The organism is Thalassomonas actiniarum (assembly GCF_000948975.2).
Classification (GTDB): Bacteria; Pseudomonadota; Gammaproteobacteria; order Enterobacterales; family Alteromonadaceae; genus Thalassomonas; species Thalassomonas actiniarum.
Genome location: NZ_CP059735.1, coordinates 2,206,202 through 2,231,650, shown reverse-complemented (window position 1 = coordinate 2,231,650; position 25,449 = coordinate 2,206,202). Strand labels below are relative to the sequence as shown.

Below are 25,449 nucleotides of genomic sequence, written 5' to 3'. Positions count from 1 at the left end.
CTTTTATCCAGGAAATAAAAAATCCGCACAAGGTGCGGATTTTTCAGGGTTAGATCAACGAATGATAAACTATCAACCTAAATCCTTTAACAACTCCTCAGCCGTTTGTTTTTGCTGATCATCACCGTCGCTGAGCACATCCTGTAAAATAACCTGGGCATTTTCCACATCGCCGATTTCAATATAGACCTTGGCTAAATCCAGTTTCGCCGTGATGGCATTACTGTCATCATCAACGTCGATATCATCGCCTTCGGCGGCAAATTCAGGAAATTCATCAAAACCGACATCAATATTGGTCTTTTCATAGGGCTCCTCATCGGAGGCCTGTTCCTGAGTCTCGGATAATAAACTGTCCACCGAGACATAATCTTCATCGGCAGCTGAACCCTGTTCCTGAGGAACCTCCTCTTGCTGACTTTCTGGCGGTAATTCAAGCTCATCGCCGATATCAAGGTCATCACCGATATCGAACTCATCATCCAGAACATCAGCGATAACCGCTTCACTTGCCTCATCGCTCGACTCAGCTATTAATTCCTCTGCCAGATCAGGAACATCTGGTGTCAGTGACGACTCTTCTTCAATGTTGGCCAGCAATTCATCAAAATCTAAGTTATTCAGCTCTTTAATATCATCTATTTCTGATGCTTCTGCTATCTGTTTTTTCGTGCTCGACTCATCGGTAAGCAAATCAGCCAAAATATTCTCATCGGTAAAATCAGGCGTGATCTCATTAGCCACTTCCCCAACTTCGGCTTGCTCACCTTCAGCCACGTCGTCTTCCGTTAATAGCTGGGATAAAGCAGCTTCATCAAGCTCATGTTCAAAAGCGTCGGTAAGTTCATCTCCCCCTTCACTTTGAGCAATCTCATCCAACAGCTCATCCGGAATACCTTCATCCAGGATATCGTCACCAATATCGAGTTCATCCTCTGCTGATGGCGCTTCACTTTCCACATCCTGTAAAATGGCATCAAGATCAAGTTCACTGTTTAGGTCATCTTCCTGAACAGCAGGCTCATCCAGCTTATCAATATCTTGCTTGCTGTCTTCACTAACCGCTTCTCTTTCCGGGACACTTTCACTATCGGCGGCTTCGACACTTTCCTGGTCAATTTCCCCAGTACTTGCTTGCTCACTTTCTTTGCCGCTGTCTTTCCCCGTGATATCGCTAAAGTCCATCGCCAGGAAGGGAGCAACATATTCTTCGGTAAAACTTTCTATTTTTGCGCGAGTCTCTGCATCTGTAACGCTATCGGCATCTTGCTTTGAAACCTCGGCATCAGCCGGTTGCTCACTGCTTTGCTCCGCCGCGACATCCTGTAAGACATCATCAATACTGACCTCGTCATTGGCCAGGTTTTGGATATCCCCCAAGAGAGCATCAATATCGTCGGGATCTGTCACCTCGGCATTGACATCAGCAGCCACTCCAGACTCAGGTGCTGCCTCAGCTTCTGGCGCTGCCGCCGCCAGTAAGGCGTCGATATCATCGGGATCGGTAACATCCGCTCCTTCCGGGATTTCTTTCGCTGGTTCAGGCTCAGGTGCTACCGCCGCCAACAAGGCGTCAATATCGTCAGGGTCAGTAACATCCGCCCCTTCCGGAATTTCTTTAGCGGCTTCTGGTGCCGGTGCTGCCGATGCTGCCAACAAGGCATCAATATCATCGGGATCGGTAACATCTGCCCCTTCCGGAATTTCTTTCGCCGGTTCAGGCGCCGGTGCTGCCGATGCTGCCAACAAGGCATCAATATCATCGGGATCGGTAACATCTGCCCCTTCAGGAATTTCTTTCGCCGGTTCAGGCGCCGGTGCTGCCGATGCTGCCAACAAGGCATCAATATCATCGGGGTCGGTGACATCCGCTCCTTCGGGAATTTCTTTCGCCGGCTCAGGTGCCGGTGCTGCCGATGCTGCCAACAAGGCATCAATATCATCAGGGTCGGTAACATCTGCCCCTTCGGGAATTTCCTCCGCGGCCTCTGGCTCAGGCGATGCCGATGCTGCCAACAAGGCATCAATATCATCAGGGTCGGTGACATCAGCCCCTTCAGGAATTTCTTTCGCGGCCTCAGGTGCTGCCGATGCTGCCAACAAGGCATCAATATCATCGGGGTCAGTAACATCTGCCCCTTCGGGAATTTCTTTCGCTGCCTCTGGTTCAGGCGATGCCGACGCTTCCAACAAGGCATCAATATCATCGGGATCCGACACCACAGTATCCTTATCGGCAGCTTCTAATAAGGCATCGATATCATCGGGATCGGTAATTTCTGCAGAGCCTTCAGCAGAATCAGCCTCAGCTACTTCTGCTGCTTCTGTTGCCGTTTCATCCTCATCCAGGCCAGATAATAAGGCATCCAAATCACCTTGCCCCAGTTCACCGCCGGGCAGCTCTTCTGATGTCTCTTCTTCAGATGTTTCATCTTCATCCAGACCGGATAATAAATCATCCAGATCCCCCTGACCCAACTCACCGCCTGGCAGTGCTTCAGAGGTTTCCTCTTCAGGTGTTTCATCTTCGTCCAAGCCGGATAATAAATCGTCCAGATCCCCTTGTCCAAGCTCACCGCCTTCGAGTAATTCCCCTTCTTCATCCGCATCAAGATCCAGGGAAATATCTTCTAAATCATCCAGATCGTCTAAATCATCAAGCTCATCATCCAGGTGAATCACATCATCATCGAGTAATTCATCGCTGCCCAGATCATCCAAATCATCAGAGAACAAATCATCGTCACTTTCCGCCAGATCTATGGACAGTTCATCATCCAGAGACAATTCATTATCTAAGGTTAATTCCTCCGCCGGCTCCGGCTCTTCAACTGCCGCAACTTCCGGCTCAGGCTCTTCAGTTTTAGCTGCTTTCGATTTCTTCTTGGCAACAGGTTTCTCTGCGGCATCGGCAGTTGCTGTTTTACGGCGATTCCAGAGCAAATACCCCCCGCCAGCCAGCAAGAGTGCCGGCACGGTGGACCCCAGCCCTATCAGCAAATAATTATTCAGAGAGTTTTTCCGCTCAGCTTCTGCCTGCGCCAGACGATCCCGCTCTGCCGCCAGGGTATACATTTCCTGTTGCAGTTTAAGGATGTCATCCATCTGAGGTTTGATTTCTTCGCTTTTGGCCACTTCTTGCTGCATCACCGCCAGCTGCTCAGTAAAGACCGCCAGCTTGGCCCTTAATTCTGCATTTTCTTTTAAAATCGCCTGCAAGCCGTCAATGGAGTCGGCAACATCCCTTTGGATCACTTTAAGTTTCTGTTGCTGGGAATTGCCATAATTTTGCAACTGATCATTGATTTCAGATTTGGCCGCTTCCAGATCTTTTTTCTGAACCGACTGCTCTTCGGGTTGCCTGCCGCCTTTACTCCAGGCCTGCACCGCTTGTTCGACTAATTGTTGGGCAGCGGATTTATTGATACGCACCATTTCATCATAGGCAGGTACCGCCATTAACTGACCTTCAACCAGATGATTGATATTGTTATCGGCAAAAGCCTGGGGATTGGCCCGATACAGGGCCTGCATAACCTGATAAATAGATAAACCGGGGTCTGGACGTACCTGGGTGGCGATGCCCCACAAGGTATCTTGCCCTGAGATAGGCCCGTAACGGCCATAAGGAAAAGGGTCGGTGTTTTTAGGACCTCGAATTTGTATCCCGGCTTCCTGAAAAGCAAATACCGGCATACTCACCATACCAACAAAAAGAACCTGCCACAGGCACAGGCTTAACCATCGTTGCATCTAGAATTTCCTAGTTATAATCATTTTTATCGCCAATAGATTGGCACTTCTTAGACCAATATAATAAAGCAAAGTTTGTTCCAAGTACTAATAACTATTAATATAAACCAGAAACCAACCATGATCTATAACGGCTAGTTTCTGATTTACTTTAGGAAATTCTCTCTTTTAGCTGTGAAGCATGATTTAGGATAAATATTCTTTAATCAACAGCTCGGCAATCTGAATACTGTTGGTCGCCGCGCCCTTGCGCGTATTATCCGCCACTATCCACATATTGATACCATTGTTATGGCTGATATCTTCGCGGATACGGCCAACATAGGTATCATCCTGACCGCTGGCATTGCCTATCTGGGTCGGAAAATCCTCATCCTGTTCACAAACCACCAAACCCGGAGCCTGGCTTAACAGGTCTTTGACCTCTTCGGCAGAAATCGGTGAGCCGGTTTCGATATGCAGGGCTTCGCCGTGACCGAAAAATACCGGAACCCGTACCGCGGTCGGGTTCACTAGCACATTTTCATCGCCGAGGATCTTTTTCGTTTCCCAGACCATTTTCATTTCTTCACGGGTATAACCATTGTCTTCAAAGCTGTCGATTTGCGGAATAACATTAAAGGCAATCTGGCGAGAGAATACTTTAGGGTCGATCGGCTTACCGCTGAGCAAGTCCGCACACTGCTTGGCCAATTCATCCATAGCCTCTTTGCCGGCGCCGGAAACCGACTGGTAAGTGCTGACATTGATGCGCTCAAGTCCTACGGCATCATAAATAGGCTTTAACGCCACCATCATTTGGATGGTTGAACAGTTAGGATTGGCAATAATATTACGGTTACGGTACTCGGCCAGTGCCTGGGGATTCACTTCCGGCACCACCAATGGAATATCGGCGTCGTAGCGGAACTCAGAAGTATTATCAATGACAATACAGCCTTCATCACCGGCAATAGGAGCATATTTTGCAGACACGGCGCCGCCGGCAGAAAAGAAACCGATCTGGGCCTGGCTCCAGTCAAAATTATCGGCGTCTAAAACTTCAATACTTTCCCCGTTAAATTCAACGAATTCACCGGCAGAGCGTGCGCTTGCCAGGGGGTAAAGTTTATTGATGGGAAAATCTCTTTGTTCAAGAATTTCAATAATGGTTTTGCCTACCAAACCGGTTGCACCAAGTACGCAAACATCAAATTTCTGTGCCATGCTCCTCTCTCTCTTCTCTTACTCTTATCGGGGGAAATTAAAACCCAGCTGATGGGGCACATCACTGCTGGCCTGTTCTTCCAAGGCGACGGTTACCGCGGAAAACTCCCGGCGCACCGGATAGTTTTTACGAAGCATGTCAAAACCTTGACTAGTTAGTTGCTGACGAAAAATACCATCGTCACGCCTGACATCGTAAACCATTTTTACCAGCTGGTTTAGTATAATTTCATCAAAATGTTGTTTTATTTCTACATAACTTATAGCCGCTTGTGGCAGAAACTGTTCAAGCGATAAATTAGGCTTAATTTTCAGCTGCTTACATAAAGCCAAATACAGCATTTCAGTGCCGCGCGCTTTTCCTTCCAGGCTGTAGCCGGCAATGTGGGCGGTGGCAATTTCGGTATGTTCAATCAGGGGCTGTAAAACATCCGGCTCATTTTCCCAGACATCCCACACCAATTTTAGCCCGTGTCCCTGCTGTTTCAGGGCCAGCAGCGCTTGATTATCCACCACTTCTCCCCGGCAGGCATTGATAAGAATCTGCCTGTCCGTCAGCCGCGCCAGGTTATCCCGGTTAAGCAAATGATGGCTGGGATATTCTCCTGTGGTGGTTAATGGCACATGTAAGGAAATAACATCGCAATTAAGTACCTGCTCAAGGGAGCTAAACTCCCGCTCATCTCCCTGCTGCTCCAGCAAGGGGTCGCACAGACAGTAGTTAATGCCTAAAGCATCAAGTTTTTCACTTAACCGGGTACCGGTATTGCCTGCACCGACGATACCCACAGTTAACGCCGATAAATCCAGTAAATAACGCTCTGCCAAAACGACCAGGGCGCTGAGCACATATTCGGCGACCGAGACTGCATTACAGCCAGGAGCGGCGCTAAAGGCGATATTACGGCTGTTTAAATAGCCCAGATCGATATGATCCACTCCTATAGTGGCGGTCCCGACAAACTGCAGCCCCTTATTGTCACTGAGTAAGGCTGCATTCACCCGGGTAATGGAGCGCACCAGCAATACATCGGCATCTGCCGCTATTTGCGGGGTAAGCTCCCGGCCGGCAAAGGGAATTAACTCACCAAGCCCGGCAAAAAACTCCCGGGCGAACGGCATATTCTCATCGTAATAAATTTTCATGGCGGATCTGAAGCTGCGCCTTATTAAGGGAAGAAAGGGTGGCGCTATTATCAGGGATTTTCAAACAGAAAAAAACGGACAACAAAAGATTTATCACTGAAAAGACAAGAAAAGATCATCGGCCCGCCTATTCATAGAGAGATTTTATTCCCATAGCGACAAATAAGCGCTAAAAAATGATTGGCATAGTTACTGCTAATTATTCCGTGACAAATTTTTAACGTCAAAAAAACATAAGATAACAATACTATTGAACAGGATTTTCGATGATGTACAAAAACCTCTTAAAAGGCCTGGTTTCCGGCCTGGTACTTTCTACTGCTTTGTCTGCCAACGCTTCACAAATTTTATTTGCCCATGTCAACACCGGCAACTATGTCGCTGACGGTAACGGCCTGGCAGCTATGCTTAGCGCTGCCGGTCATGATGTAACCACAAGATTTCTCAATGATGCCGTTTATGACGACTACAGCAGCTTTGACCAGATTTTCGTTTATGACTTATCGGTCGGCACCGACAATTCCGCCATTCAAAATGCCAACTATGCCAATATCGGCGACTGGTATAACAACCTTACCGAGCAGAATTTGATTTTAGATGGCCGGATGATTTCTTCTTACGCTAGCTGGACCAATGCCAACGGTATGTCGCCGGAAGATGCCTGGATGCAAAATTATGCCCATCAGCTGGATCTGCGTGGCGGCGGCCTGGTGCTGGGCACAGATCACAATGTTTTCGCTTCCGGCATTAACAGTATCAACAACGCCATAGGGGTCAGCGACTTCTATGGCAGCTATGGTTCATATCCGAGTTCACAAGCTGTAGTGGATGTTAACTCTCCCCTATACCTCGACTCGCTGGATACCTGCCGCTCAGATAGCAGCAGCGGTTGTATCAACGACAACTCAAGCACAGGTTTTGTCGCCACCGGCTTACAGGCCAACGGCCAGATGTTGACCCCGGTTGCCTATCATGGCTCCAATCTCGATGCCTGGAATTATGCCGCCGTCTCGTCAACCATGGGCAGCCTTACCTTTGGTACCTGTGGCGGCGCCGACCAGCCCCCTTGTAGCGTACCGGCACCCGGCTCTCTGGCGTTATTCGGTTTGGGCATCGCCGCCCTGGGTTTTGCCAAACGCAAACGTGCTTAACGGCTAAAGATTACAGCCGGGCTAACTTGGCCCGGCTACGAAATCTTCCTTACTCTTGTAGAAACACACGTTTATTGCTGATATTTATCGAGCGCCTACTATCTCTTTAAGCCAAATCCGGCAACACCATTTCAAACACAGTCCCCTCCTGCCTCTGTGCTGCCAGCTTGATATTGCCTTTAAGTTGCATCTGCACAATTTTGTTGACCACGCAAAGCCCCAAACCAAAACGCCCTGCTTGTTTACGGGCAAAACAGGGAGAAAAAACATCTCCGGAAATATTGTGTTTTATGCCGATACCATTATCACTAACCCTAAGTAAGATCCTGTGATGAAAGCGCTCAGCATCAATATCGATGCGTCTTACCTTTGTGTTTTCAAAGGCATGCTCCACCGCATTTTCCACTAATTCGGTAATAACGGTTTGCAGCAACACAGGAATACTGTGCAAAGTGAGCTTATCAGGGGCATTTAACCGAAAGTTCACCTGCTGTTTGCCATAGATATGGTTAAACCCCTCGCATAAGGCTTTCAAAAAACGTTCAAGACGGATATTGCTGACATCCATGGAAAATTGCATGGAAAGATCTTTAAAACGCTCAACCAGCTTGGAGATTTTCTCCAAGTTTGTGCTGATTAACGCCAGGCAAGGTGAAGCTTTTTCTTCAAAATCGAGAAATTGATGTTTAGACAGGGTTTGCTGGTGAAACTTCTGAGTCAACACGTCAAGCATGCTGCTTAAAGTGGTAGCAGAAGTGATAGCAATCCCTGCTGGCGTATTAAGTTCATGGGCCATGCCGCGGATCAGGTTTTCAACATGGCTCTGACTCTTGTGCTCGATCACCTGTTGCTGAATATCATAGGCCTTTAACTGATCTTCAAGGGTATTTTTAATATGCAGCAATAACTTTTGGAATTTTTTTTCTGTCGGACGTTCATGGTTATCAAGCGCACAAATGGTACCGAATGGCTGGCCATCACTATAATTGAGCGGCAAACCCAGATAATAGATCATGTTAAGCTTAATATCCGGATTAGCATCCCAGTGCGGGTCTTTAAGGGCATTATTGACCTCTAACATCTCCCGGTTTTTGATGACATGTTCACAATAAAGCCCCGAACCGTCAAAAACTTCTGCCTCTCCCACCCGATAGGGGTTTTGTTGCCCCTCACTTTTGGCAAACACTTTAATATGTTCGCCATCAAGCTTCATGATCAATACCGCAGGCATGTCCAAGATATCTGCCAGCAGGTTCAAGGTTTGTGACCATTGCTCAATTAGCAACGCAGAATAATCTAATGAAAGTGACCGGGACATAAAAGTTTCCCCAGCATTAATAAAACGCTCTTCACTTACCATGAGTGTAGTCGCTAATACCTTTCTTTCACCTCAATATTAACGCTATATCTTTTTTAACCGACACATAAATCCTGCTCCTTGCCCTCTATGGCACTGCAGGATAAATACATCCATGTATAAAAAAGGCGCCAACCGGCGCCCTTCAAAACAACAAGTAACTCCTTGTTATTTGTATTTTTTCATTACCAAAGTAGCGTTAGTGCCACCGAAACCAAAACTGTTCGACATCACCAGGTTTAACTCGGTATCACGTTTTTCAGTGACGATATCCAGACCCTCGGCCTGTTCATCTAAATTCGTGATATTCACCGACGGGGCAACAAAGTTATGCTCCATCATCAGCATAGAATAAATCGCTTCATGAACACCGGCAGCACCTAAGGCATGGCCGGTCATGGCTTTAGTCGCGCTGATAGCAGGAGATTCCTGACCGAACACTTCCTGGATAGCGCCTAACTCTTTAACATCGCCAACTGGGGTTGAAGTGCCGTGGGTATTAAGATAATCGACCTTGCCTTCTACCCCTTCCATCGCCTGCTGCATACAACGCACCGCACCTTCACCGCTTGGTGCTACCATGTCATAACCGTCTGAAGTTGCGCCATAGCCAACCAGTTCGGCATAGATATGAGCACCACGGGCCAGGGCGTGTTCAAGTTCTTCAACCACGACCATACCGCCGCCGCCGGAAATAACAAAACCGTCACGGTCGGCATCATAGGTGCGCGAAGCCGTTTCCGGGCTATCGTTATATTGAGAAGACAAGGCGCCCATGCCGTCAAACATCATTGCCAGTGACCAGTCCACTTCTTCCCCGCCGCCGGCAAAAACGATATCTTGTTTACCCAGCTGGATCAGCTCCATGGCATTACCGATACAATGGGCACTGGTAGCACAAGCCGAGCTGATAGAATAATTCACCCCTTTGATTTTAAAAGGGGTTGCCAGACAGGCTGAACAAGTACTGGACATGGTTTTAGGCACCGCATAAGCCCCTACGCGTTTAACGCCACGCTCTCTTAAGGTATCGGCTGAATTAACAACATTCAACGAGGAAGCGCCGCCTGAGCCGGCAACAATACCGGTGCGAAAGTTAGAGACTTGCTCCGGGGTCAACTTGGCATCTTCAATGGCCTGTTGCATGGCAATATGCGCGTAACCTGCAGCATCCCCCATAAAGCGCAGCGCTTTACGGTCGATATGATCTTTAGTTTCAATATCCGGCTTGCCCCATACCTGGCTGCGCAGGCCTTTTTCGGCAAAGCTTTCTGAGCGGGAAATCCCTGAACGTCCTGATTTTAACGAAGCTAAAACTTCTTCTGCATTGTTACCTATGCTAGAGACAATACCTAATCCGGTGATCACTACACGTTTCATTTATATATAACCATATTAATATTTAAAATTCGGGCATATCATACCGACTTTTGCCCCTGATACTGGTCTGTCCAGCGTACACCTGTACACTGACTTATTAATTTATATGACACAGCAGCTAAAGTACAGGTAAAATACACCGTATATATATAAACTAACAGCAATTTATAACCCTGTGAACAGCGATAACCCAATTTCTTTCGGCGCCGACGGCGCCCCTTTTTCAGAACAGTTCCAAGATATTTACTTCGATTCAGACTCAGGCTGCCAACAAAGCAGTGCCGTCTTTATCCAGGGCAATGATATCTATAATCGCCTGTTGCAGGGTAAATCACCGTTAACCATCGCCGAAACCGGCTTTGGCAGCGGGTTAAATTTTCTACTCACCTTACAGGTGTATCAAAAAGTACAGCAACAACTGGCTTTACAAAAAAACGGGGAAAGTCCCCTATTACCCCTGACCTTTATCAGTGTTGAGAAATATCCGCTAACCAAAGAGCAACTCGAAAAATCATTAGCCATTTTGCCCGAGCTGGCAGAGTATGCACAATCCCTGGTTGAGCAATATCCGGATAAGTGCGAACAAATGTGGCAGGGAAAATTCTTCGGCGGCAAAGTGACCCTACAACTTTATTTTGATGATGCCGCCCAAGCCTTTTCGGCCCTTAAAACCAAAAAAAGCGGCTTGATCGATGCCTGGTACCTGGACGGCTTTTCCCCGAGAAAAAATCCGGACATGTGGCATGCCCCTTTATTTGAGCAAATCGCCCGGTTATCAAAAGAACAAGCCAGTGTCGCCACCTTTACCGTGGCCGGCCTGGTCCGGCGGCAGTTGGCCGAGATAGGTTTTCGCCTGGAGAAAAAGGCCACCGGCGGCAAGAAAAAACAGATGTTAACCGGCATTTTCCAGCAGGGTAAAAATTCCGGTAAAGGTTACCGGTTAAGGCCGAGCATCAACAAACCCCACCAGGTGGGGATTATCGGCGGCGGCATTGCCTCCGCCTGCGCGGCATACGCCTTAACCCGGCTTGGCGTTAAAGTGAACTTATATTGCCAGGACAGTACAGTGGCCCAGGGGGCTTCAAGCAATGCCATCGGCGCTTTATATCCGCTGCTGCATCAGCAAGCCGATGATATCAGTTTGTTTTACCAACAAGCCTTTAACCGGGCCAAAAGCCTTTACCAGCAAGTGAGCGATGAAGGCCATCACTTTCCCCACCAGTGGTGTGGTTTGCTGGAAGTCTCCTATAAGGAAAGCCTGGAAAAACGCCAGCAGTTGTTTGAGCAATTAAAGAGCTGGCCAAAAACCTTGATACACGGCGTTAACGCCGAGCAGGCCAGTGAACTTGCCGGACTCAAGCTCGATTTTGGCGGTTTGTTTATGCCGGGCGCCGGCTGGATTGCCCCCGGCGAGCTGGTGAAAACACTGTTTAGCGCCGCACAGGCGACAAACCGCTTGAAAATCAAAGCAGACATAAAAATCGATCACATTCAGCAAAATGAAGATCTCAGCTGGCAACTGCGCAGCGAACATGCCAGCTTTAACGAAAAAGTGCTGATTATCTGCGGCGGCGCCGAGTCGATAAAATTAAATATCGCAGATCAACTACCGCTAAGCTCGGTGCGGGGCCAGGTCAGCTCGATGCAAACTAATCCGGAAACAGACAAGTTAAGCACGGTATTGTGCCATAAGGGTTACCTGACGCCTGAGCATAAGGGACTGCACTGTATCGGGGCCACGTTTGAGAAAAACAGCTTTGATACCCGGGCCAAAGCCGAAGACGATGCCTATAATCTGGCTATGCTGGAGAAGTGTTTACCCGGAATGAGTCAATGGAACGCAGAAGATGTTATCGCCAGCAAGGCCAGATTACGCTGCATGACCCCGGATCACATTCCCATGGTAGGACCTATGCCGGATATCCAGGCCCATAAAACCATATATGCCCATCTGGCCAAAGATAAGAACTGGCGCTTTAACCAGGCGGCTCCGGTGATAGACAACCTTTATCTGATGACAGGGCTGGGGGCCCGGGGACTTTGCTCGGCTCCGCTGTTGGCGGACATTTTAGCCGCAGATATCTGCGGTACGCCCTACCCGGTAGACAGTAAAATGCTGTTTAACCTTGCCCCCAACCGTTTCATCATTCGGGACATTATCAAAGGTAAGTGCTAAACGACCTAAAACGGGTTTATGCTGTTCGTTAATCACATAAACCCGATACTAGCTTCATCTAAGCAGAAAAATATCCCTGTAATTCCAGCCAGAAATTATTCACCAGTTGCCTGTCCTGCGGCGCCAGTTCGGTTCGGGCCTGATGTAACTGTTCACTGACCTCCTGCGCCAGTTGCGCCGATAAAGCTTGCTGTTCATCACCATAACTGCTGGCGGCCAGGCTGATAAAACCGCGGAGGTAGCTGCTGGCAAACAAGGTATCGCTGTCGGCATCTGAGGCCACCATGTCATCAAAATACTGGTAAAGGGAGGCTAAATTGGTTAACTGCATTTTCTTTCCTAAATTTTTTACTCTGCTTTTTGCCTGCGCTGCTCTAACTAAAATAAGGTTCAGGCAAGCGTTTAAATTGACTTATTATTCCGGGCTCGACAGCGGATAAAGCACCTGGTCTTTATAACCTGTGGTTACCGGAAAATAACCGCTAAGCGCCTTATCTAAATCGGCATCGCCGGTATCGGCAATCAGGGGCCGGTTATCTAACGCCGCCAGTTTGCTTTTCGTGGCCACGATAATGATATTTTCTTTGCCTATCGCCTGAATGATCCTCGGGCTTAATTGCTGGTTACCGCGGCCAAAAACATGCCCCTGTCCGCCAATGAGGGTGATCACCAACTTAACCTGGCCCGGTTGCCGCTCCCTGATCAGTGACCATAAGTCACTTTCGGTCATATCATTGGCCACCACCTCTTGCTGGTGCAAAACATCAACCCCCAGCAAGGTATTTTCCAGGCCAAGCTCTTCCATGATAAATGCCGTGGTAGAGCCGGAGCCGATAATAAATAATTCATCGTCCATCTGCTCTATGATATCGGCGGCAATATCCTGCAATACCAGCTCATCGGATTCTTTACCGCCGGATTTAACCGCCTGGATATAACGCAGCTCACTGGGGATTTGCATTTCACCAAAACGCTTCGCTTTGACGATCCCGTCTCGGAACAGGCTTTCATCGATGTCCATGACATCGGCTTCGGTTAACGTCACCAGCTGCTTAGTCACCATTAATTCGATCACCCGTCCCGCGGCTTTTGGTGTAACCGCATAAACCCCGGAGTGAATTTTACAACCGGCGGGAATGCCCAATACCGGAAAACTGTCCCCCACCTGTTGGCAAATATCCCGGGCAGTGCCGTCACCGCCGGCAAACAATAAAATATCGATATCCCGGGCCAATAAGGTATCGACTGCCTTTTGCGTATCCAGGGCGGAGGTCATTTCCCCCTCGCTGTGATATAAGGTTTCGACACAAAAACCCAGCGCAGCAGCACATTCGGCCCCCATCAAATCATTGGCGGTGTAAATTACCAGTTGCTCTTTATAGGGCAATAACACCTCCAGTGCCTGACTGGCGCGAAAATTCGCCTTGGCCGTTGCTCCCAGCGCCAACGCCTGCTCAGGCGTCCCCTGACCATCACTGCCTTTTAAGGCAACACTGCCGCCGATCCCGGCAATCGGGTTGATGATAAATCCCAGTTTAAAACGGCTCATACTGTCTGGTCCTCTTTTTCACAGCTTTGCTGATACATTTCCTGCAAATGAGCATCAAGCTCAAAATCCTCTGCCGTTAACGGTGTCTTTACACTATAGAACTTGGCCAGGGCATCAATAAATTGTTGCCCCCGGGGAGGAAAGCCAACTTCAAGGTAGTTAAGCACCTGCCGGTACACCGCCACTTTAAAAGCCATGGTATCGGCGCCGGCGCCGTTAAGATTGTCGGCGGAGACATTAAAGCGCTTATTGGCGGCGACACAAAACGCCCACTCCAGCGCCTGGGGTTTAATCTCCACTTGCTCAAATGCCTGTTGCTGCTGTTCACTGCGTCCATCGGGCAAATACCAGTAACCGAAATCTTCCAGCAAACGCCGCGCCTGTCCGGCAATACACCAGTGGGCAACTTCATGCAAGGCGCTGGCATAATAGCCACGGGCAAAAATAATTTGATGGTAGGGACAATTCTCGCCGGCAGGAAGATAGACTGGCTCATCGCCTCCCTTAACCAAACGGGTATTAAACTGCGCACCTAAGCCCGAATCAAAAAGGCTGATCAGATCCTGGTAACGATGTAACATAATTCACTAAGACATTGACATTTTTCAGTGTCGGCATTCTATCGAAAAACAGCAGACATTACCCGCTGATTTCAACAAATTTCTCGCACCCCTTCAGGATAACTTCCCCTTCAAGGCCGCTAAGCGGGCAATTTTTGCCGATAAACATGCAAGTCTTCCTGCCAGGGGGTAAGCAGAAAAAATTATACAATAGTCAGCTCTAGACAGGTATCAACAAAAGCGGTATGGTGGAAATGTAAATTATGTGTAAAGATTTGGTGAGTAAGCTTAAGTAGTATTGCTATTTCATCGTTAATCAGGCATGACAAGATTCACAAACCAGGGATAGGTGATGAGTCGACATAACCCAGAATATAAAAGGTAATCCTTTTGCCGCCATCAATTTACACTATGGATAACAAAAATGAGTGTGATAAAGGAAGGTTATTTATGAACTCAATGGACATGGGAAGACTGAATGCTTTTGTTCTAACGACTACCGGGAACAACATCAGTGATACATCTGCTCACGTAAACCCAAACTTAACTCAAGATACAGATCAGGAGGCTTTAAAGCACTTTATCGGACTCGCCGGCACCTGCAATATGACATTAACCACAGGCAGTGAGTTACCCGCAGTTGGCGACAGGCGAAATTATCAACTCTACTTTATTGATTTACAAAAGAGTTTATGGACAAAACAAATACCCGAGAACGTTTTACAACTCGCCGCCCAAGTCAGAACCGTACTCTTTAATGCCTGCGAAGATGCCCTTTGCGACAAACAAGCCTTATTATCGGGCATTGAAGGCGTCTTTTACCATAATGACCGCCCGGAGATTATCTTACGGGGTCTGACCCGGATACAACAGAACGAACGCTGGTTTAAACGCGATACCATGAATAATGCCCTGGCGGATTTATTAAAAGCCCGGCAGGAAAACCCGTTACCTGCGGACAGCCGCCTGGCGGAAGTCAACTTCCCCGCCTTAACCAAACGGGAAAAAACCATCATCAACCTGGTATCAAGCGGCGCACAAAACAAGGAAATTGCCGACCAGCTGCATATCAGCACCAATACCGTCAAAACCCATATTTACAGCCTGTTTCGCAAAACCAGCTCCCGTAACCGAATTGAGCTTATTACCTGGTCCCAGCAATTCAGATCCCTGCCCCACTAAGGGCTTATCGCTGACATCGCCGTTTTCTTGCCCCATATCATTACGGCATCCCTTACTTCCCGTACATATACAGGTTGGCGCAGGCTCAACCTTAGTACGGGCGAGCTTTCACCAAGGGGCAGGAAAAACCGTTTTCCGGCAGTCCTGATAAATGCCGGCCAACCTTAAAATCCGTAGCATTTTGAAAGGGATTAACTAGACTCAAGTAACACCTTTATCAATCGCTTTTTAGGGACAACGAGCACTTTACAGCAAGGTCGAGTCCTGAAATGAATATTGCGACCCTATCCGGTGAAAAAGGCCTCTTGCTACTGCCGGTTAATGCCCATGTTGTGTTAAACATTCACCTGTCTGCCGCACTAAATGAAAAACTTAAGTCTGTCTATATTGGCAAACAACCCAAAAGTGCACTGCTGTTTCAAATGCCGGCTAAGGTAAAACATGCGGCTTTATTGCAGGAAGGACATATTGCCACTGTCAGAGCCGTTTCTATGGAAGGCGAAGGGGCTATATTGGCATTTAATACCACCATACTGCGCTTTTACAGCCCGCCGTTTGCCATGATCGCCACCACCATTCCGGACAAAGTACAACTTAAATTAATCCGCAATGAGCCCAGGTTTAAACTGGAGATGACAGCAGAAGTTGCCCGGCAGGCGTGCAAGGTTCAGGGCTGGCTTGAAGACATCTCCTGCAACGGTTGCTGCTTTTGTTGCCCGCTGCTGCCGCAAGAATTAAAAAGCGACAGAGTTACGATTTTACTGAAAGAATCGGAAACATCACAACAATACCAGCTTGTTGGCAGGGTAAAAAACTACCGTAATGTCAAAAACTATGATTATATCGGCATCTCTTTTGAGGATAACTCAAAAGAGATGATCCAACAGCTGTTACAAAGCATTATTTTAAAAGGCAGCCGGGATTTTTAGCTATCCTGCAAGCAAAGGCTTAAACATTATCCTGGGCTTTCCACACCCGTTTTTCTATGCCTTTTAACACCAGTTCGGTGATCGCCTTTTCGATGGTTTTTTTCACGCAGATAAACATAGGCTCATTGGTGGTATAGCCTGCCTCGGCTTCAGCCAGACGTTTAAAGCTGATGTAACGGAAAAAACCGGCGCGTACTTCTTTGCTTAAGACATTTTTCGTGGTGGAAACCGACACCAATACCTGTCCGGTGCGCACATCCACCGCACGCATAGTCACGGAAATTTGATCTTCCCGGTATAACTCAGACGCACTGATACCAAAATATTCAGCGCCGAAACCGCCGGTGCGGATATTGGTATCGTAACTGATGATCCCCCCTTCGAGCAGGATTTTTGCCGTGGTCAGCGGCGGCAATTCTTTAGCACTTGCCTGGCCGTTTTCTTTTTGCTCGTTTTGATAAGCCGCCCGGGTAATTTTCCGCTCAGTCAGAATATTTTGCAGTCCTTCACGTTCTACCGGTAAAAACCACTGGGAGTCGCTAAGTGCCTGCATCAGAATAGAAGTGCTGCCCTGGGTAACCGCGGTAGAAAAGGAGCTGACATTGGCCTGTTGCTTATATTGTCCGGTTTGATCGCGAAAGGCATAAACCGACACCGGAATACTGCCCCTGGGTTTAGGCAGCGCCCTGAGCTCTTCAAAGGTTTGCGTCGGCACCACTGTCACCGCCTGACTCTCATCCGGCGGATAAAGATTACGAACACTGCCACAGCCCGAAAGCAAAACCATCAAAGCGACCGACAGCAAGGCCTTGATCAGCCCGTTCATGGCAGATCTACTCCATCGTCAATATTACCAACATCAGGATAGCGGGGTACTTCAATCATGGTCACTTCGCCAGTCACACTATTGGATATTTGCACGATAATGGTATCGGTATTGCTGCCCATCACTAAAATCTCATAATCACCGCTGGTAAAAATGGTATCTTCATCTAAGCCACCGTCACCTTCGCCAAACGCTTCATCGGTAATTTTCCTAACCATTTGATTGATGTAGGAGCGTTCCAGCGATTCCTGAAATTTATCGGCGTAAGATTTGTCATCCATCGAGGCTTTGTGTTTGTTTTGCGCCTGGGCCTTATTCAGTAAAAAACTACCGTTCATGGGATTGCCGCCAAAGCTTGGGTTGATCGGCTGATACACCAGCTCGGTCGCCAGCACAGGTAAAACCAGGAAGAGATTAACCAAAAATATCAAGAACCGGCTTTTCACCGACTTTATTAAAATGACTTCCTTACTTCGCATATTAATTACCTCCTTATTTTTTTATTACCGGTATTTCTTGTTATATTTTTACCGGCTGAACTACCAGCCGCTTTCCGCCATATCCGGATTCTGCTGACTCAGCTGTGCCTTGGCCATGGCATCAATCAAAATAAAAATCGCCTGTTCTACTTTATCCTTTATCGGCGAACGCCGACGGCCAAGATGGGTGACATAAATGATCTTATGGTTCATCAACAGGGTTAGTTTGGTGCCGGCACGCGGCACGATTTGTTCGGTGATCTGTACATTAATACCCTGGGTATTGGGCATTTCCTGCCATAACCGGCTAAATTGATAGGCAAATTCATGTCCTTGCCGGCTTTTGCTGTTATCGAGAAATAAACCGTCTATTTCCACATCCTCAGCTACTGCCAAAAGCGGGGGCATGATCAGGCAAAGCAGCAGCAAGGGTTTTAACATCATAATGAACATCCGGTTTTATCATACATCCTTTTAAATCGAACTTTATCATTTTTTATCAGGGTTTTACCACACAACTTTCCTGGTTATCCCTACCTTAACTTGCGCCGGTAATCACAGCTTGATCCTAAGATGAAGTGATCACCGGGCAAGCAAGACATCAGGTTTTTACTGCTGGTTAATGGTCGCAGTATTATAATCACCTACCTGGGCAATAGAGATGCTGCCGCCGTCGCTGATATAAGAGCCGTCGACAATATTACCATTACCTTGTTGAACAAGGTTAAACTGCACACTGTCGCCGCCAATAAGCATAGCACCGTTATAATCGCCGGAGATCCGGTTTTCATTACCTTCCTGGGCGATATCAATGGTGTGGTTGCTGCCTTCTACCAGAACATCAAGCATGTTTAAATCACCGTTTTGCGCAATGATCATGTCATTATCATTGCTGTCCAATACCGTACTGATATTAACCACGGCATCGTTGGCATTACCCCTTTGGGTAATATCAATATCATTGCGGTCAGTGATCAATGAATTGTCACCGGTATGCGATGCCTGTAAAACCAAGACGTTTTCATCACCTGACTGGGTGAAGTTGATGTCATTGTCATTACCGTTAAAATTCACCATATGGGCTTCGTTTAAATCACCGCTTTGCATAACGGTATATTCATTACCGCTACCGATACCGCCGATATAAGTGCTGTTTGCATTGCCCGACTGCATCACGGTAAAGTCATTTTCATCACCCAGGATATCAAAAGTCGCGGCGTTCTCATCTCCCATCTGGGTATAGCTGACATCATTTTCAAAGCCGAGGAAAATATTAGATTCAACGGTATTCTCATTACCTTCCTGGTCGATGGAAATCGTATTTTCATCATAAATGACTTCGGCAATAGTAACTTCGTTATTATCCCCCTGCTGTTCAATTGACAGCTCATTGTCACTACCGGTAATTTCAACAATATTGGTTTTATTACGGTCGCCTATCTGTTCAATGGACAACTCATTGTCATTGCCATCAAGTGCTTCGATATCGGCGACATTCCAGTAACCGTCCTGCTCTATCTCTATTTCATTACCATCGCCGACAACATTGTTCAGGTGCACTTCACCCCACTGGCCTTGCTGGGAAATACTGATCTCGTTATCCGTTCCCTTCAAGTTACGGTTAAATGACCAGTGGCCGCCGTCTCCCTGCTCCACCATCACGGTATTAGAGATACCGTCAACCTCATTGATCACCTGGTTTCCTATCCCCAGGTAATCCGCTCCTTCCTGGGTTACTTCAAGGAAGTTATCATCACCGCGCACGGTATTTTCAGTTTTATTTTGCTCGCCATCCTGAGTAATGAATTGTTCATTGCCATCACCTGTTGCGGAGGAGATCACCAGGTTATCCTCACCAAGCTGTTTCATATCGGTAAAATTAGCATCGCCTTCAACACTGATGTCGGCGCCGTTGATGTCGCCTTCCTGGGAAATAACCACTTCATTGCCAAATACCGCGCCACGACCTGAGTCTTGCGATAATTCGACCACATTACCCGTGGCATTGATCATCAGATCACTTTGGATTTCATTTGAAGTGTGCTTTGTATCTTGTGCAAAAGCCGACTGGCCTGCTCCCAGTGCCATCATCACGGCACAGGTAATTAATGATTTGTTAAGTTTCACGTGCTTCTCCAATTCTTCAGCTAAAAGTCATTATTAATTTGTGCTAGCAGGTCCGGCTAGTACTGGCTAATATTGACGACCATTTCATTGCCCATCTGGTGGATTACTATGCTTTGTTCACCAAACTGGCTGACGTTGACAATATTGGCATCACCTTGCTGGATAACATCGGCCTGGTTGTCATTCCCCTGTTGTTCAAGGGCAATAATATTGCCATAGCCATATTGATCGATATCCAAAACATTGTTGTTGCCATGCTGGCTAACACTGATACGGTTAGCCGCATTTGCCGTTTGCTTGATTGTTGCTTTGTTGAGAATTCCGTACTGGCTGATAACAAGTTGCTGGTGCTGCTCAGCCGAGGTTATATCTACTGACGTTGACAAACTTAAAGACAAAGGAGATTCCTGCATATCTGTGCCCGAAAGCAGATCAGGTGAAGCACACACTACCGGGGTGCTAAGCACAGACAATAAAACAGCGCATGAGAAAACCCTCAACTTTGGGGCTCCGGTTAGCTTATTTGGGTATTGTCTGTTTAATTTCACTTTTATCCGCCTAAAAACACATTTATTGCACTAAAAACCCTACTACTTTCTTTTTTTAATAAACATCACCCAAAAGTTGTATTTAAATAAAAACAATTATTATCAAATAGTTAATTCGATGAAAAAATCTTTCTCCAGTAAAGCAAACGGAAAAACTCATAAAAAAGTATGAGTTATTGCCAACCCGGGGCCATTTGAGAAAAATACTAAAAAGGTATGAGAAATCTCCGGCAACAGGAAATGAAGTACTAAAAAAGTCGTGTTTATATTATTTCGCTAGTCTTTTGCTAATTTTTGTGGCTAAAGTAATAACGTTGCTGAGATTTTGTACGGTTATTTAAAGAACACTGACACTGACGAAAAAAGACAAGGAAGGACCAACCAGGGAGTCCGGTATCAGGTACCGGGCAATAACAATCATAAAAATATGGATTAAAACAATGAAGTTTAAATTATCAGCGTTAACACTCGCCGTATTACCCGTATTGGTAAACGCATCTGAAAATATCGTGGCCAGCGACAAGGGCGCCTACCAGGCCGATTCCGTGATTGTGGTTTACAAAGAAAACACCACAAAAGCCGATCGTCAAAAAGCCCGTGGTCTGGTCGCCGCAAAAATCTCCGATCTCAACAGCGATGAGCTCGACGACAGATATCGCCACATCGCCAACGGCCGCATGGCAAACTACAAATTAGACAAGATGACGGTCAAAGATGCCCTGGCAGCCCTGCGCAACGACCCGGCGGTATTATATGCCGAGCCTGATTATATCGTCAGCGCTACAGCTATACCAAATGATCCCCGTTTCGATGAATTATGGGGCATGCATAACACAGGTCAATCCGGCGGCACTGAAGATGCCGATATTGACGCACCGGAAGCCTGGGATATCTCTACCGGTAGCCATGACGTGATTGTCGGGGTTATTGATACCGGTGTTGATCACAGCCACCCTGACTTAGTTGCCAATATGTGGACCAACCCGGGCGAAATTGCCGGCGACGGTATTGATAACGACGGCAACGGTTATATCGATGATATCCACGGCATCAACGCCATCACCGACAGCGGCGATCCTATGGATGACAACGGCCACGGGACCCATGTCGCCGGTACTATCGGCGCCTCGGGTAATGACGATGTCGGCGTTGTGGGTGTTAACCACAATGTCTCTATTGTCGGCTGTAAATTCCTTAACTCTGCCGGCTCAGGCTCAACCTCTGATGCGCTTAAATGTATCGATTACATGGTGGCCTTGAAAAATGATCACAATATCGACATCAGCACCTTAAACAACAGCTGGGGCGGCGGTGGTTTCAGCCAGGCGCTTTATGACTCCATCACAGCATCGAGCGATGCCAACATGTTATTTGTTGCCGCAGCCGGTAACGGCGGTTATGACAATGATGCCAGCCCAAGCTACCCGGCCAGCTATGATCACGACAGTGTCTTTGCGGTAGCCGGTAGTAACCGCAGCGGCGGCATGTACAGCTCTTCCCAGTACGGCTTAACTTCAGTGGATATTGCCGCACCGGCCAGAGACGTACTTTCCAGCGTACCGGGCGGCGGATATTCTTCTTTCACCGGTACCTCTATGGCAACACCACATGTAGCAGGTGCTGCAGCCTTAGTCCTGTCGGTTAACCCTGAGCTGAGCGCGGTTGAATTAAAAGAACTGCTGATGAACTCTGGCGACCCGCATCCGGCCACAGAAGGTAAAACCGTTTCCGGCAAGCACTTAAACGTGTATAACGCCCTGTTAGAAGCCGATCCGGCACCTGGTTTCAGAATGTCCGCCTCACCGGTTAATACCGTGATCACCGCAGGTGAAACCGCAACCTATAACTTCGACGTGATTTCGGTTGCCGACTGGGACGGTACAATCGACCTGACCATGACCGACTCTCTGGGCACCGCCAGCTTATCAGCGACTTCAGTAACACCCGGCGGCAGCTTCTCATTAACTGTCCCTACCGCGGCCGATACTGCCTGGGGTGATTATGAGTTTACCGTCACCGGCACCAGCGGCGAGCTGACGAAAACCCAAACCTTAGGGTTATACGTGAATCCTCAGGGACTGGCTGATTTCACCTTTGATAAAGACGTGAATGAAGATATTCCGGATAACGATGCCGGTGGTTTATCTTCAGTGATCACTATTACCGACGATATCACCATCTTCGGCAGCAGCACTTATGTCAACATCACCCATACCTGGATTGGCGACTTAATTGTAAACCTGACTTCACCTGCCGGTACTACCGCCACCTTGCACAGCCAGTCGGGCGGCAGCGCCGATAATATCGACCAAAGCTTTGCCTCTGGCGCCTTTAACGGTGAAACCGCAGCCGGTGACTGGACCTTAACCGTCTCCGATAACGCCGCTATCGATACAGGTACGCTGAACAACTGGGCTATGACCTTAACCGGTTTGGGTGAAGTTGGACCTTCGGCGCCGGCCGCCGATTTCTCCGCTGAAATTGCCAACCTGATGGTCACCTTTACCGATGCCAGTACCGATAGAAACAATGATATCGCCAGCTGGGCTTGGGACTTTGGTGACGGCAACAGCTCAACCGAGCAAAGCCCGGTTCACACCTTTGCTGCCTCAGGCAGTTATGATGTGACCTTAACGGTAACCGATGAAGGCGGCCGCACCGGTACTAAGTCTATGACAGTAGTGGTATCTGATGTCAGTATCGAAGCTAAATTGAAACGTGCTTATAAGTCCAGCCTGAACAACCTGCGTGTTGATATCACCTGGGAAGGCAGCAGCGCCGAAACAGTAGATGTTTACCGCAACGGCGTGATGCTGGCCACAGTGGAAAATAACGGTATCTACCGCGACCGCGAACGTCGTGTAGACGGTAATACTTTTGTTTACCAGATCTGTGAAAATGCCGACATCTGTTCAAACGAAGTCGTGGTTGAATTTGAATAATCTTCACCTTAAGGTGACGGATAACTAAATTTAACCACTAGCATAAAACAAAGCCGGGCCTGTCCCGGCTTTTTATTGCGTCATGCATTTACAAAAGGCAAAAATGACAAGAACAAACATTTAAGACAAAGGGCAGAATAATCCACCCGAGTATTACAATTAATTCACGCTGAAAATATTTGAATCTATTTTAGTCACCTTAGCATCAGGCGGTGGCTTCTCCCTGGATTGCTGGATAAGTATGCAACTTTCCGACAACAAAAAAATTAATAAGCAATAACGATTTGTTGCCAGCTAACTCCTCTGCTATATCGCTTTAAATTCGGATAAATCACAATTTAACGAAAATAATTCACCTTTTTGCCGATTAACACTGGCATCCCGGGGAGTAATAATAGTAGTATTTCCAGTTAGAACTCTTTGAGAAACAGTTGTTAAAGGTAACGCCGGTAATGAAAAAGCTTGATGATATCGATTTACGCATATTAACCATCTTGTATAACGATGCTGATATCAATAATAAAGAACTCGCCGCGAAAATTGGTATCGCCCCCTCCACCTGTTTAGAGCGGGTAAAACGCCTGAAAAGCAGCGGTGTGATCAAAAATGCTTTTATCGATGTCAACTTTAAAAACATCGGCGGCAATATCGAAGCCATCGCCGCCATCCGTTTGCAGCCCTATTCCGAAGAAATCGTCAATCAGCTGCGCGATGACCTGCTAAAACTGCCGGAAATCGTCAGTCTCTATCATATGGGCGGCAGCTATGATTACTTTATTCATATGTCTGTCAAAGACAGTGAACACTTACGTCAGTTTGTATTTAACGCCATTACTTCCCGGGACGAAGTGACCACGGTAGAAACATCACTGGTTTTCGAGCACAGCCGCAGCGGCGTCTTGCCCCAGTTTGACGAAGAATAAGTGATAGAGTGCCCTTGCTGTCCATCCATAGACCCATGACAAACATTACGTCCTGTAATAATCGTCATTCTTGTCCATCCGTGAACCCATGACATACATTACATCCTGTAATAATCGTCATTCCCGTCCATCCGTGGACCCATGACATACATTACGTCCTGTAAATAACAGCACAAGGACAAGGCCATTGTGCTGTTTGCTTTCATCCGCTTTGTTTCAAGCGCTTAAAGGGGGAATAACTGCTCTGATATCTGCTGCCAGTTCTCTCGCTCCCCGGTCTGCGGTACCTGGGATAAAACAAAGTTAAAATCACATGCCGGTCTGAGCAGAGCTATTGCCATCAGCTGCCGTCGTAACTCTTCCTTATCACCGATATCAAGCAGGGAGTAACTTTCCAGTAATGCCCGCACTAAGGCTTCATTCCCCTGGCACATAAACAACATAGGCGTCAGCAACTCTAACAACCGGCTTCTGCCGACGATGGCATCGCCAAAGTCCAACACACCGCATAAACGATATTGACCGTCTTTTTGCTCGACCATCAAATTCCACGGGTGCAGATCCATATGAATAAACATATCAATGCCGTCATCAAAAGCCATCCCTTGCGCTAAAGCCTGCTGCGCCAGATAAGGTTCAATCTGTGCAATCAGGTTTTCACTCACGCCTTTACGTTGATGTCTGGGCAGACAATCTTGCTTAAGTTTATCGATATAATCTGCCCAGTTCACCTTCATCTTATTGTCGCCAGCTAAAGGTAAGCTGTGTAATTCCCGGATAAACAGTCCCAATTGCTGCACCAGTAGCAATTTCTCACTCTGATTTAGCTGTTGCCAGACATCTGCCAGCGATACACCCGGCAATTTCGTCATCACCACATAAAGCCAGTTATTGACGCTACCCGATGCCAATACCTGAGGAATAGCTATTGATAGCTGCTGACCCAATAATGTCGAGGCATCAATTTCCGCCTGTCCCTGATAGACCCAATTCGGTGGCACCACTTTGACAATAAACGCATCGTTTAACGCAAATAATGCATTGCCACCGGCGTGGATCCGTTGCCAGCTCCCCTGAGCCAAACCATGTTTTTCCTGAATAAAGCGCAATAACGGTTGCCAGAATTCATCCGGATTATCATCCAGGATACTGCAGCTTTGCTCATAGCTAGGGTTAGCCGGTAGCGTTTTAAAAATTAAATCCATATTGTTGTTA

General features: G+C 47.4%; 20 protein-coding genes. 6 read left to right on the top strand and 14 right to left on the bottom strand.

Annotated elements, in window-relative coordinates; all coding sequences use genetic code 11:
- Window positions 1–72: 72 nt before the first annotated feature.
- The 3 genes from SG35_RS09630 to SG35_RS09620 all read right to left on the bottom strand — a co-directional run bounded on the left by SG35_RS09630 (window position 73) and on the right by SG35_RS09620 (window position 6,105).
- A complete protein-coding gene (locus tag SG35_RS09630) occupies window positions 73–3,753 on the bottom strand; it encodes a FimV/HubP family polar landmark protein (protein ID WP_274055400.1) in 3,681 nt (1,226 codons plus the stop codon).
- A gap of 186 nt (window positions 3,754–3,939) precedes the next feature.
- A complete protein-coding gene (locus tag SG35_RS09625; RefSeq protein WP_044832470.1) occupies window positions 3,940–4,959 on the bottom strand; it encodes an aspartate-semialdehyde dehydrogenase in 1,020 nt (339 codons plus the stop codon).
- A gap of 24 nt (window positions 4,960–4,983) precedes the next feature.
- Window positions 4,984–6,105 carry a 4-phosphoerythronate dehydrogenase gene (locus SG35_RS09620; RefSeq protein ID WP_044832469.1) on the bottom strand — a complete coding sequence of 374 codons (1,122 nt, stop codon included), beginning with the start codon at window positions 6,103–6,105 and terminating at the stop codon, window positions 4,984–4,986.
- 266 nt (window positions 6,106–6,371) lie between these two features.
- On the opposite strand from SG35_RS09620, the gene SG35_RS09615 reads away from it, so the two are divergent.
- Window positions 6,372–7,256 carry a PEP-CTERM sorting domain-containing protein gene (locus SG35_RS09615; RefSeq protein WP_084692693.1) on the top strand — a complete coding sequence of 295 codons (885 nt, stop codon included), beginning with the start codon at window positions 6,372–6,374 and terminating at the stop codon, window positions 7,254–7,256.
- 106 nt (window positions 7,257–7,362) lie between these two features.
- Here SG35_RS09615 and SG35_RS09610 read toward each other — a convergent pair whose 3' ends face one another.
- Window positions 7,363–8,574, bottom strand: a complete 1,212-nt coding sequence (locus SG35_RS09610) for a GAF domain-containing sensor histidine kinase (RefSeq protein ID WP_160298278.1) — start codon at window positions 8,572–8,574, stop codon at window positions 7,363–7,365.
- Window positions 8,575–8,781: 207 nt separating this feature from the next.
- Complete coding sequence (fabB, locus tag SG35_RS09605) at window positions 8,782–9,993, bottom strand: beta-ketoacyl-ACP synthase I (protein ID WP_044832466.1); 1,212 nt, start codon at window positions 9,991–9,993, stop codon at window positions 8,782–8,784.
- Window positions 9,994–10,168: 175 nt separating this feature from the next.
- On the opposite strand from fabB, the gene mnmC reads away from it, so the two are divergent.
- Window positions 10,169–12,169 (top strand): bifunctional tRNA (5-methylaminomethyl-2-thiouridine)(34)-methyltransferase MnmC2/FAD-dependent 5-carboxymethylaminomethyl-2-thiouridine(34) oxidoreductase MnmC1, encoded by a 2,001-nt coding sequence (mnmC, locus tag SG35_RS09600; protein ID WP_236702577.1) that lies wholly within the window; start codon window positions 10,169–10,171, stop codon window positions 12,167–12,169.
- A 58-nt stretch (window positions 12,170–12,227) separates the two neighbouring features.
- Here mnmC and SG35_RS09595 read toward each other — a convergent pair whose 3' ends face one another.
- The 3 genes from SG35_RS09595 to SG35_RS09585 all read right to left on the bottom strand — a co-directional run bounded on the left by SG35_RS09595 (window position 12,228) and on the right by SG35_RS09585 (window position 14,299).
- A complete protein-coding gene (locus tag SG35_RS09595; RefSeq protein WP_044832464.1) occupies window positions 12,228–12,500 on the bottom strand; it encodes a YfcL family protein in 273 nt (90 codons plus the stop codon).
- Window positions 12,501–12,584: 84 nt separating this feature from the next.
- Complete coding sequence (locus SG35_RS09590; RefSeq protein ID WP_044832463.1) at window positions 12,585–13,718, bottom strand: ATP-NAD kinase family protein; 1,134 nt, start codon at window positions 13,716–13,718, stop codon at window positions 12,585–12,587.
- On the bottom strand, window positions 13,715–14,299 hold the full coding sequence (locus SG35_RS09585; RefSeq protein ID WP_044832462.1) for an elongation factor P hydroxylase: 585 nt from the start codon (window positions 14,297–14,299) through the stop codon (window positions 13,715–13,717). The genes SG35_RS09590 and SG35_RS09585 overlap by 4 nt, the downstream gene beginning before the upstream one ends.
- Window positions 14,300–14,728: 429 nt before the next feature.
- On the opposite strand from SG35_RS09585, the gene SG35_RS09580 reads away from it, so the two are divergent.
- Window positions 14,729–15,460: a helix-turn-helix transcriptional regulator gene (locus SG35_RS09580; protein WP_160298277.1), complete on the top strand. Its 732-nt coding sequence runs from the start codon at window positions 14,729–14,731 to the stop codon at window positions 15,458–15,460.
- A 269-nt stretch (window positions 15,461–15,729) separates the two neighbouring features.
- Window positions 15,730–16,389: a PilZ domain-containing protein gene (locus SG35_RS09575; protein WP_044832461.1), complete on the top strand. Its 660-nt coding sequence runs from the start codon at window positions 15,730–15,732 to the stop codon at window positions 16,387–16,389.
- 19 nt (window positions 16,390–16,408) lie between these two features.
- Here the strand turns inward: SG35_RS09575 and SG35_RS09570 are convergent, their stop codons facing one another.
- The 5 genes from SG35_RS09570 to SG35_RS09550 form a co-directional block, all read right to left on the bottom strand.
- Window positions 16,409–17,203: a CsgG/HfaB family protein gene (locus SG35_RS09570; RefSeq protein WP_044832570.1), complete on the bottom strand. Its 795-nt coding sequence runs from the start codon at window positions 17,201–17,203 to the stop codon at window positions 16,409–16,411.
- An 8-nt stretch (window positions 17,204–17,211) separates the two neighbouring features.
- Window positions 17,212–17,694 carry a curli assembly protein CsgF gene (locus SG35_RS09565; protein WP_044832460.1) on the bottom strand — a complete coding sequence of 161 codons (483 nt, stop codon included), beginning with the start codon at window positions 17,692–17,694 and terminating at the stop codon, window positions 17,212–17,214.
- 60 nt (window positions 17,695–17,754) lie between these two features.
- On the bottom strand, window positions 17,755–18,138 hold the full coding sequence (locus SG35_RS09560; RefSeq protein WP_236702576.1) for a curli production assembly/transport protein CsgE: 384 nt from the start codon (window positions 18,136–18,138) through the stop codon (window positions 17,755–17,757).
- A 165-nt stretch (window positions 18,139–18,303) separates the two neighbouring features.
- A complete protein-coding gene (locus SG35_RS09555) occupies window positions 18,304–19,821 on the bottom strand; it encodes a hypothetical protein (protein WP_044832459.1) in 1,518 nt (505 codons plus the stop codon).
- A gap of 56 nt (window positions 19,822–19,877) precedes the next feature.
- A complete protein-coding gene (locus SG35_RS09550) occupies window positions 19,878–20,288 on the bottom strand; it encodes a curlin subunit CsgB (protein ID WP_274055476.1) in 411 nt (136 codons plus the stop codon).
- A gap of 521 nt (window positions 20,289–20,809) precedes the next feature.
- Between SG35_RS09550 and SG35_RS09545 the strand changes: the two genes are divergently transcribed.
- Complete coding sequence (locus tag SG35_RS09545) at window positions 20,810–23,311, top strand: S8 family serine peptidase (protein WP_044832457.1); 2,502 nt, start codon at window positions 20,810–20,812, stop codon at window positions 23,309–23,311.
- Window positions 23,312–23,763: 452 nt separating this feature from the next.
- A complete protein-coding gene (locus tag SG35_RS09540) occupies window positions 23,764–24,234 on the top strand; it encodes an Lrp/AsnC family transcriptional regulator (protein ID WP_044832456.1) in 471 nt (156 codons plus the stop codon).
- Between the two features lie 224 nt (window positions 24,235–24,458).
- Here SG35_RS09540 and SG35_RS09535 read toward each other — a convergent pair whose 3' ends face one another.
- Window positions 24,459–25,439 carry a phosphotransferase gene (locus SG35_RS09535; protein ID WP_044832455.1) on the bottom strand — a complete coding sequence of 327 codons (981 nt, stop codon included), beginning with the start codon at window positions 25,437–25,439 and terminating at the stop codon, window positions 24,459–24,461.
- Window positions 25,440–25,449 lie beyond the last annotated feature (10 nt).

What these genes read in the sequence shown, in the direction of transcription:
- SG35_RS09630 (WP_274055400.1), bottom strand. Translation starts at nt 3,753, where the DNA reads ATGCAACGATGGTTAAGCCTGTGCCTGTGGCAGGTTCTTTTTGTTGGT.
- SG35_RS09625 (WP_044832470.1), bottom strand. Translation starts at nt 4,959, where the DNA reads ATGGCACAGAAATTTGATGTTTGCGTACTTGGTGCAACCGGTTTGGTA.
- SG35_RS09620 (WP_044832469.1), bottom strand. Translation starts at nt 6,105, where the DNA reads ATGAAAATTTATTACGATGAGAATATGCCGTTCGCCCGGGAGTTTTTT.
- SG35_RS09615 (WP_084692693.1), top strand. Translation starts at nt 6,372, where the DNA reads ATGATGTACAAAAACCTCTTAAAAGGCCTGGTTTCCGGCCTGGTACTT.
- SG35_RS09610 (WP_160298278.1), bottom strand. Translation starts at nt 8,574, where the DNA reads ATGTCCCGGTCACTTTCATTAGATTATTCTGCGTTGCTAATTGAGCAA.
- fabB (WP_044832466.1), bottom strand. Translation starts at nt 9,993, where the DNA reads ATGAAACGTGTAGTGATCACCGGATTAGGTATTGTCTCTAGCATAGGT.
- SG35_RS09595 (WP_044832464.1), bottom strand. Translation starts at nt 12,500, where the DNA reads ATGCAGTTAACCAATTTAGCCTCCCTTTACCAGTATTTTGATGACATG.
- SG35_RS09590 (WP_044832463.1), bottom strand. Translation starts at nt 13,718, where the DNA reads ATGAGCCGTTTTAAACTGGGATTTATCATCAACCCGATTGCCGGGATC.
- SG35_RS09585 (WP_044832462.1), bottom strand. Translation starts at nt 14,299, where the DNA reads ATGTTACATCGTTACCAGGATCTGATCAGCCTTTTTGATTCGGGCTTA.
- SG35_RS09580 (WP_160298277.1), top strand. Translation starts at nt 14,729, where the DNA reads ATGAACTCAATGGACATGGGAAGACTGAATGCTTTTGTTCTAACGACT.
- SG35_RS09575 (WP_044832461.1), top strand. Translation starts at nt 15,730, where the DNA reads ATGAATATTGCGACCCTATCCGGTGAAAAAGGCCTCTTGCTACTGCCG.
- SG35_RS09565 (WP_044832460.1), bottom strand. Translation starts at nt 17,694, where the DNA reads ATGCGAAGTAAGGAAGTCATTTTAATAAAGTCGGTGAAAAGCCGGTTC.
- SG35_RS09560 (WP_236702576.1), bottom strand. Translation starts at nt 18,138, where the DNA reads ATGATGTTAAAACCCTTGCTGCTGCTTTGCCTGATCATGCCCCCGCTT.
- SG35_RS09545 (WP_044832457.1), top strand. Translation starts at nt 20,810, where the DNA reads ATGAAGTTTAAATTATCAGCGTTAACACTCGCCGTATTACCCGTATTG.
- SG35_RS09540 (WP_044832456.1), top strand. Translation starts at nt 23,764, where the DNA reads ATGAAAAAGCTTGATGATATCGATTTACGCATATTAACCATCTTGTAT.
- SG35_RS09535 (WP_044832455.1), bottom strand. Translation starts at nt 25,439, where the DNA reads ATGGATTTAATTTTTAAAACGCTACCGGCTAACCCTAGCTATGAGCAA.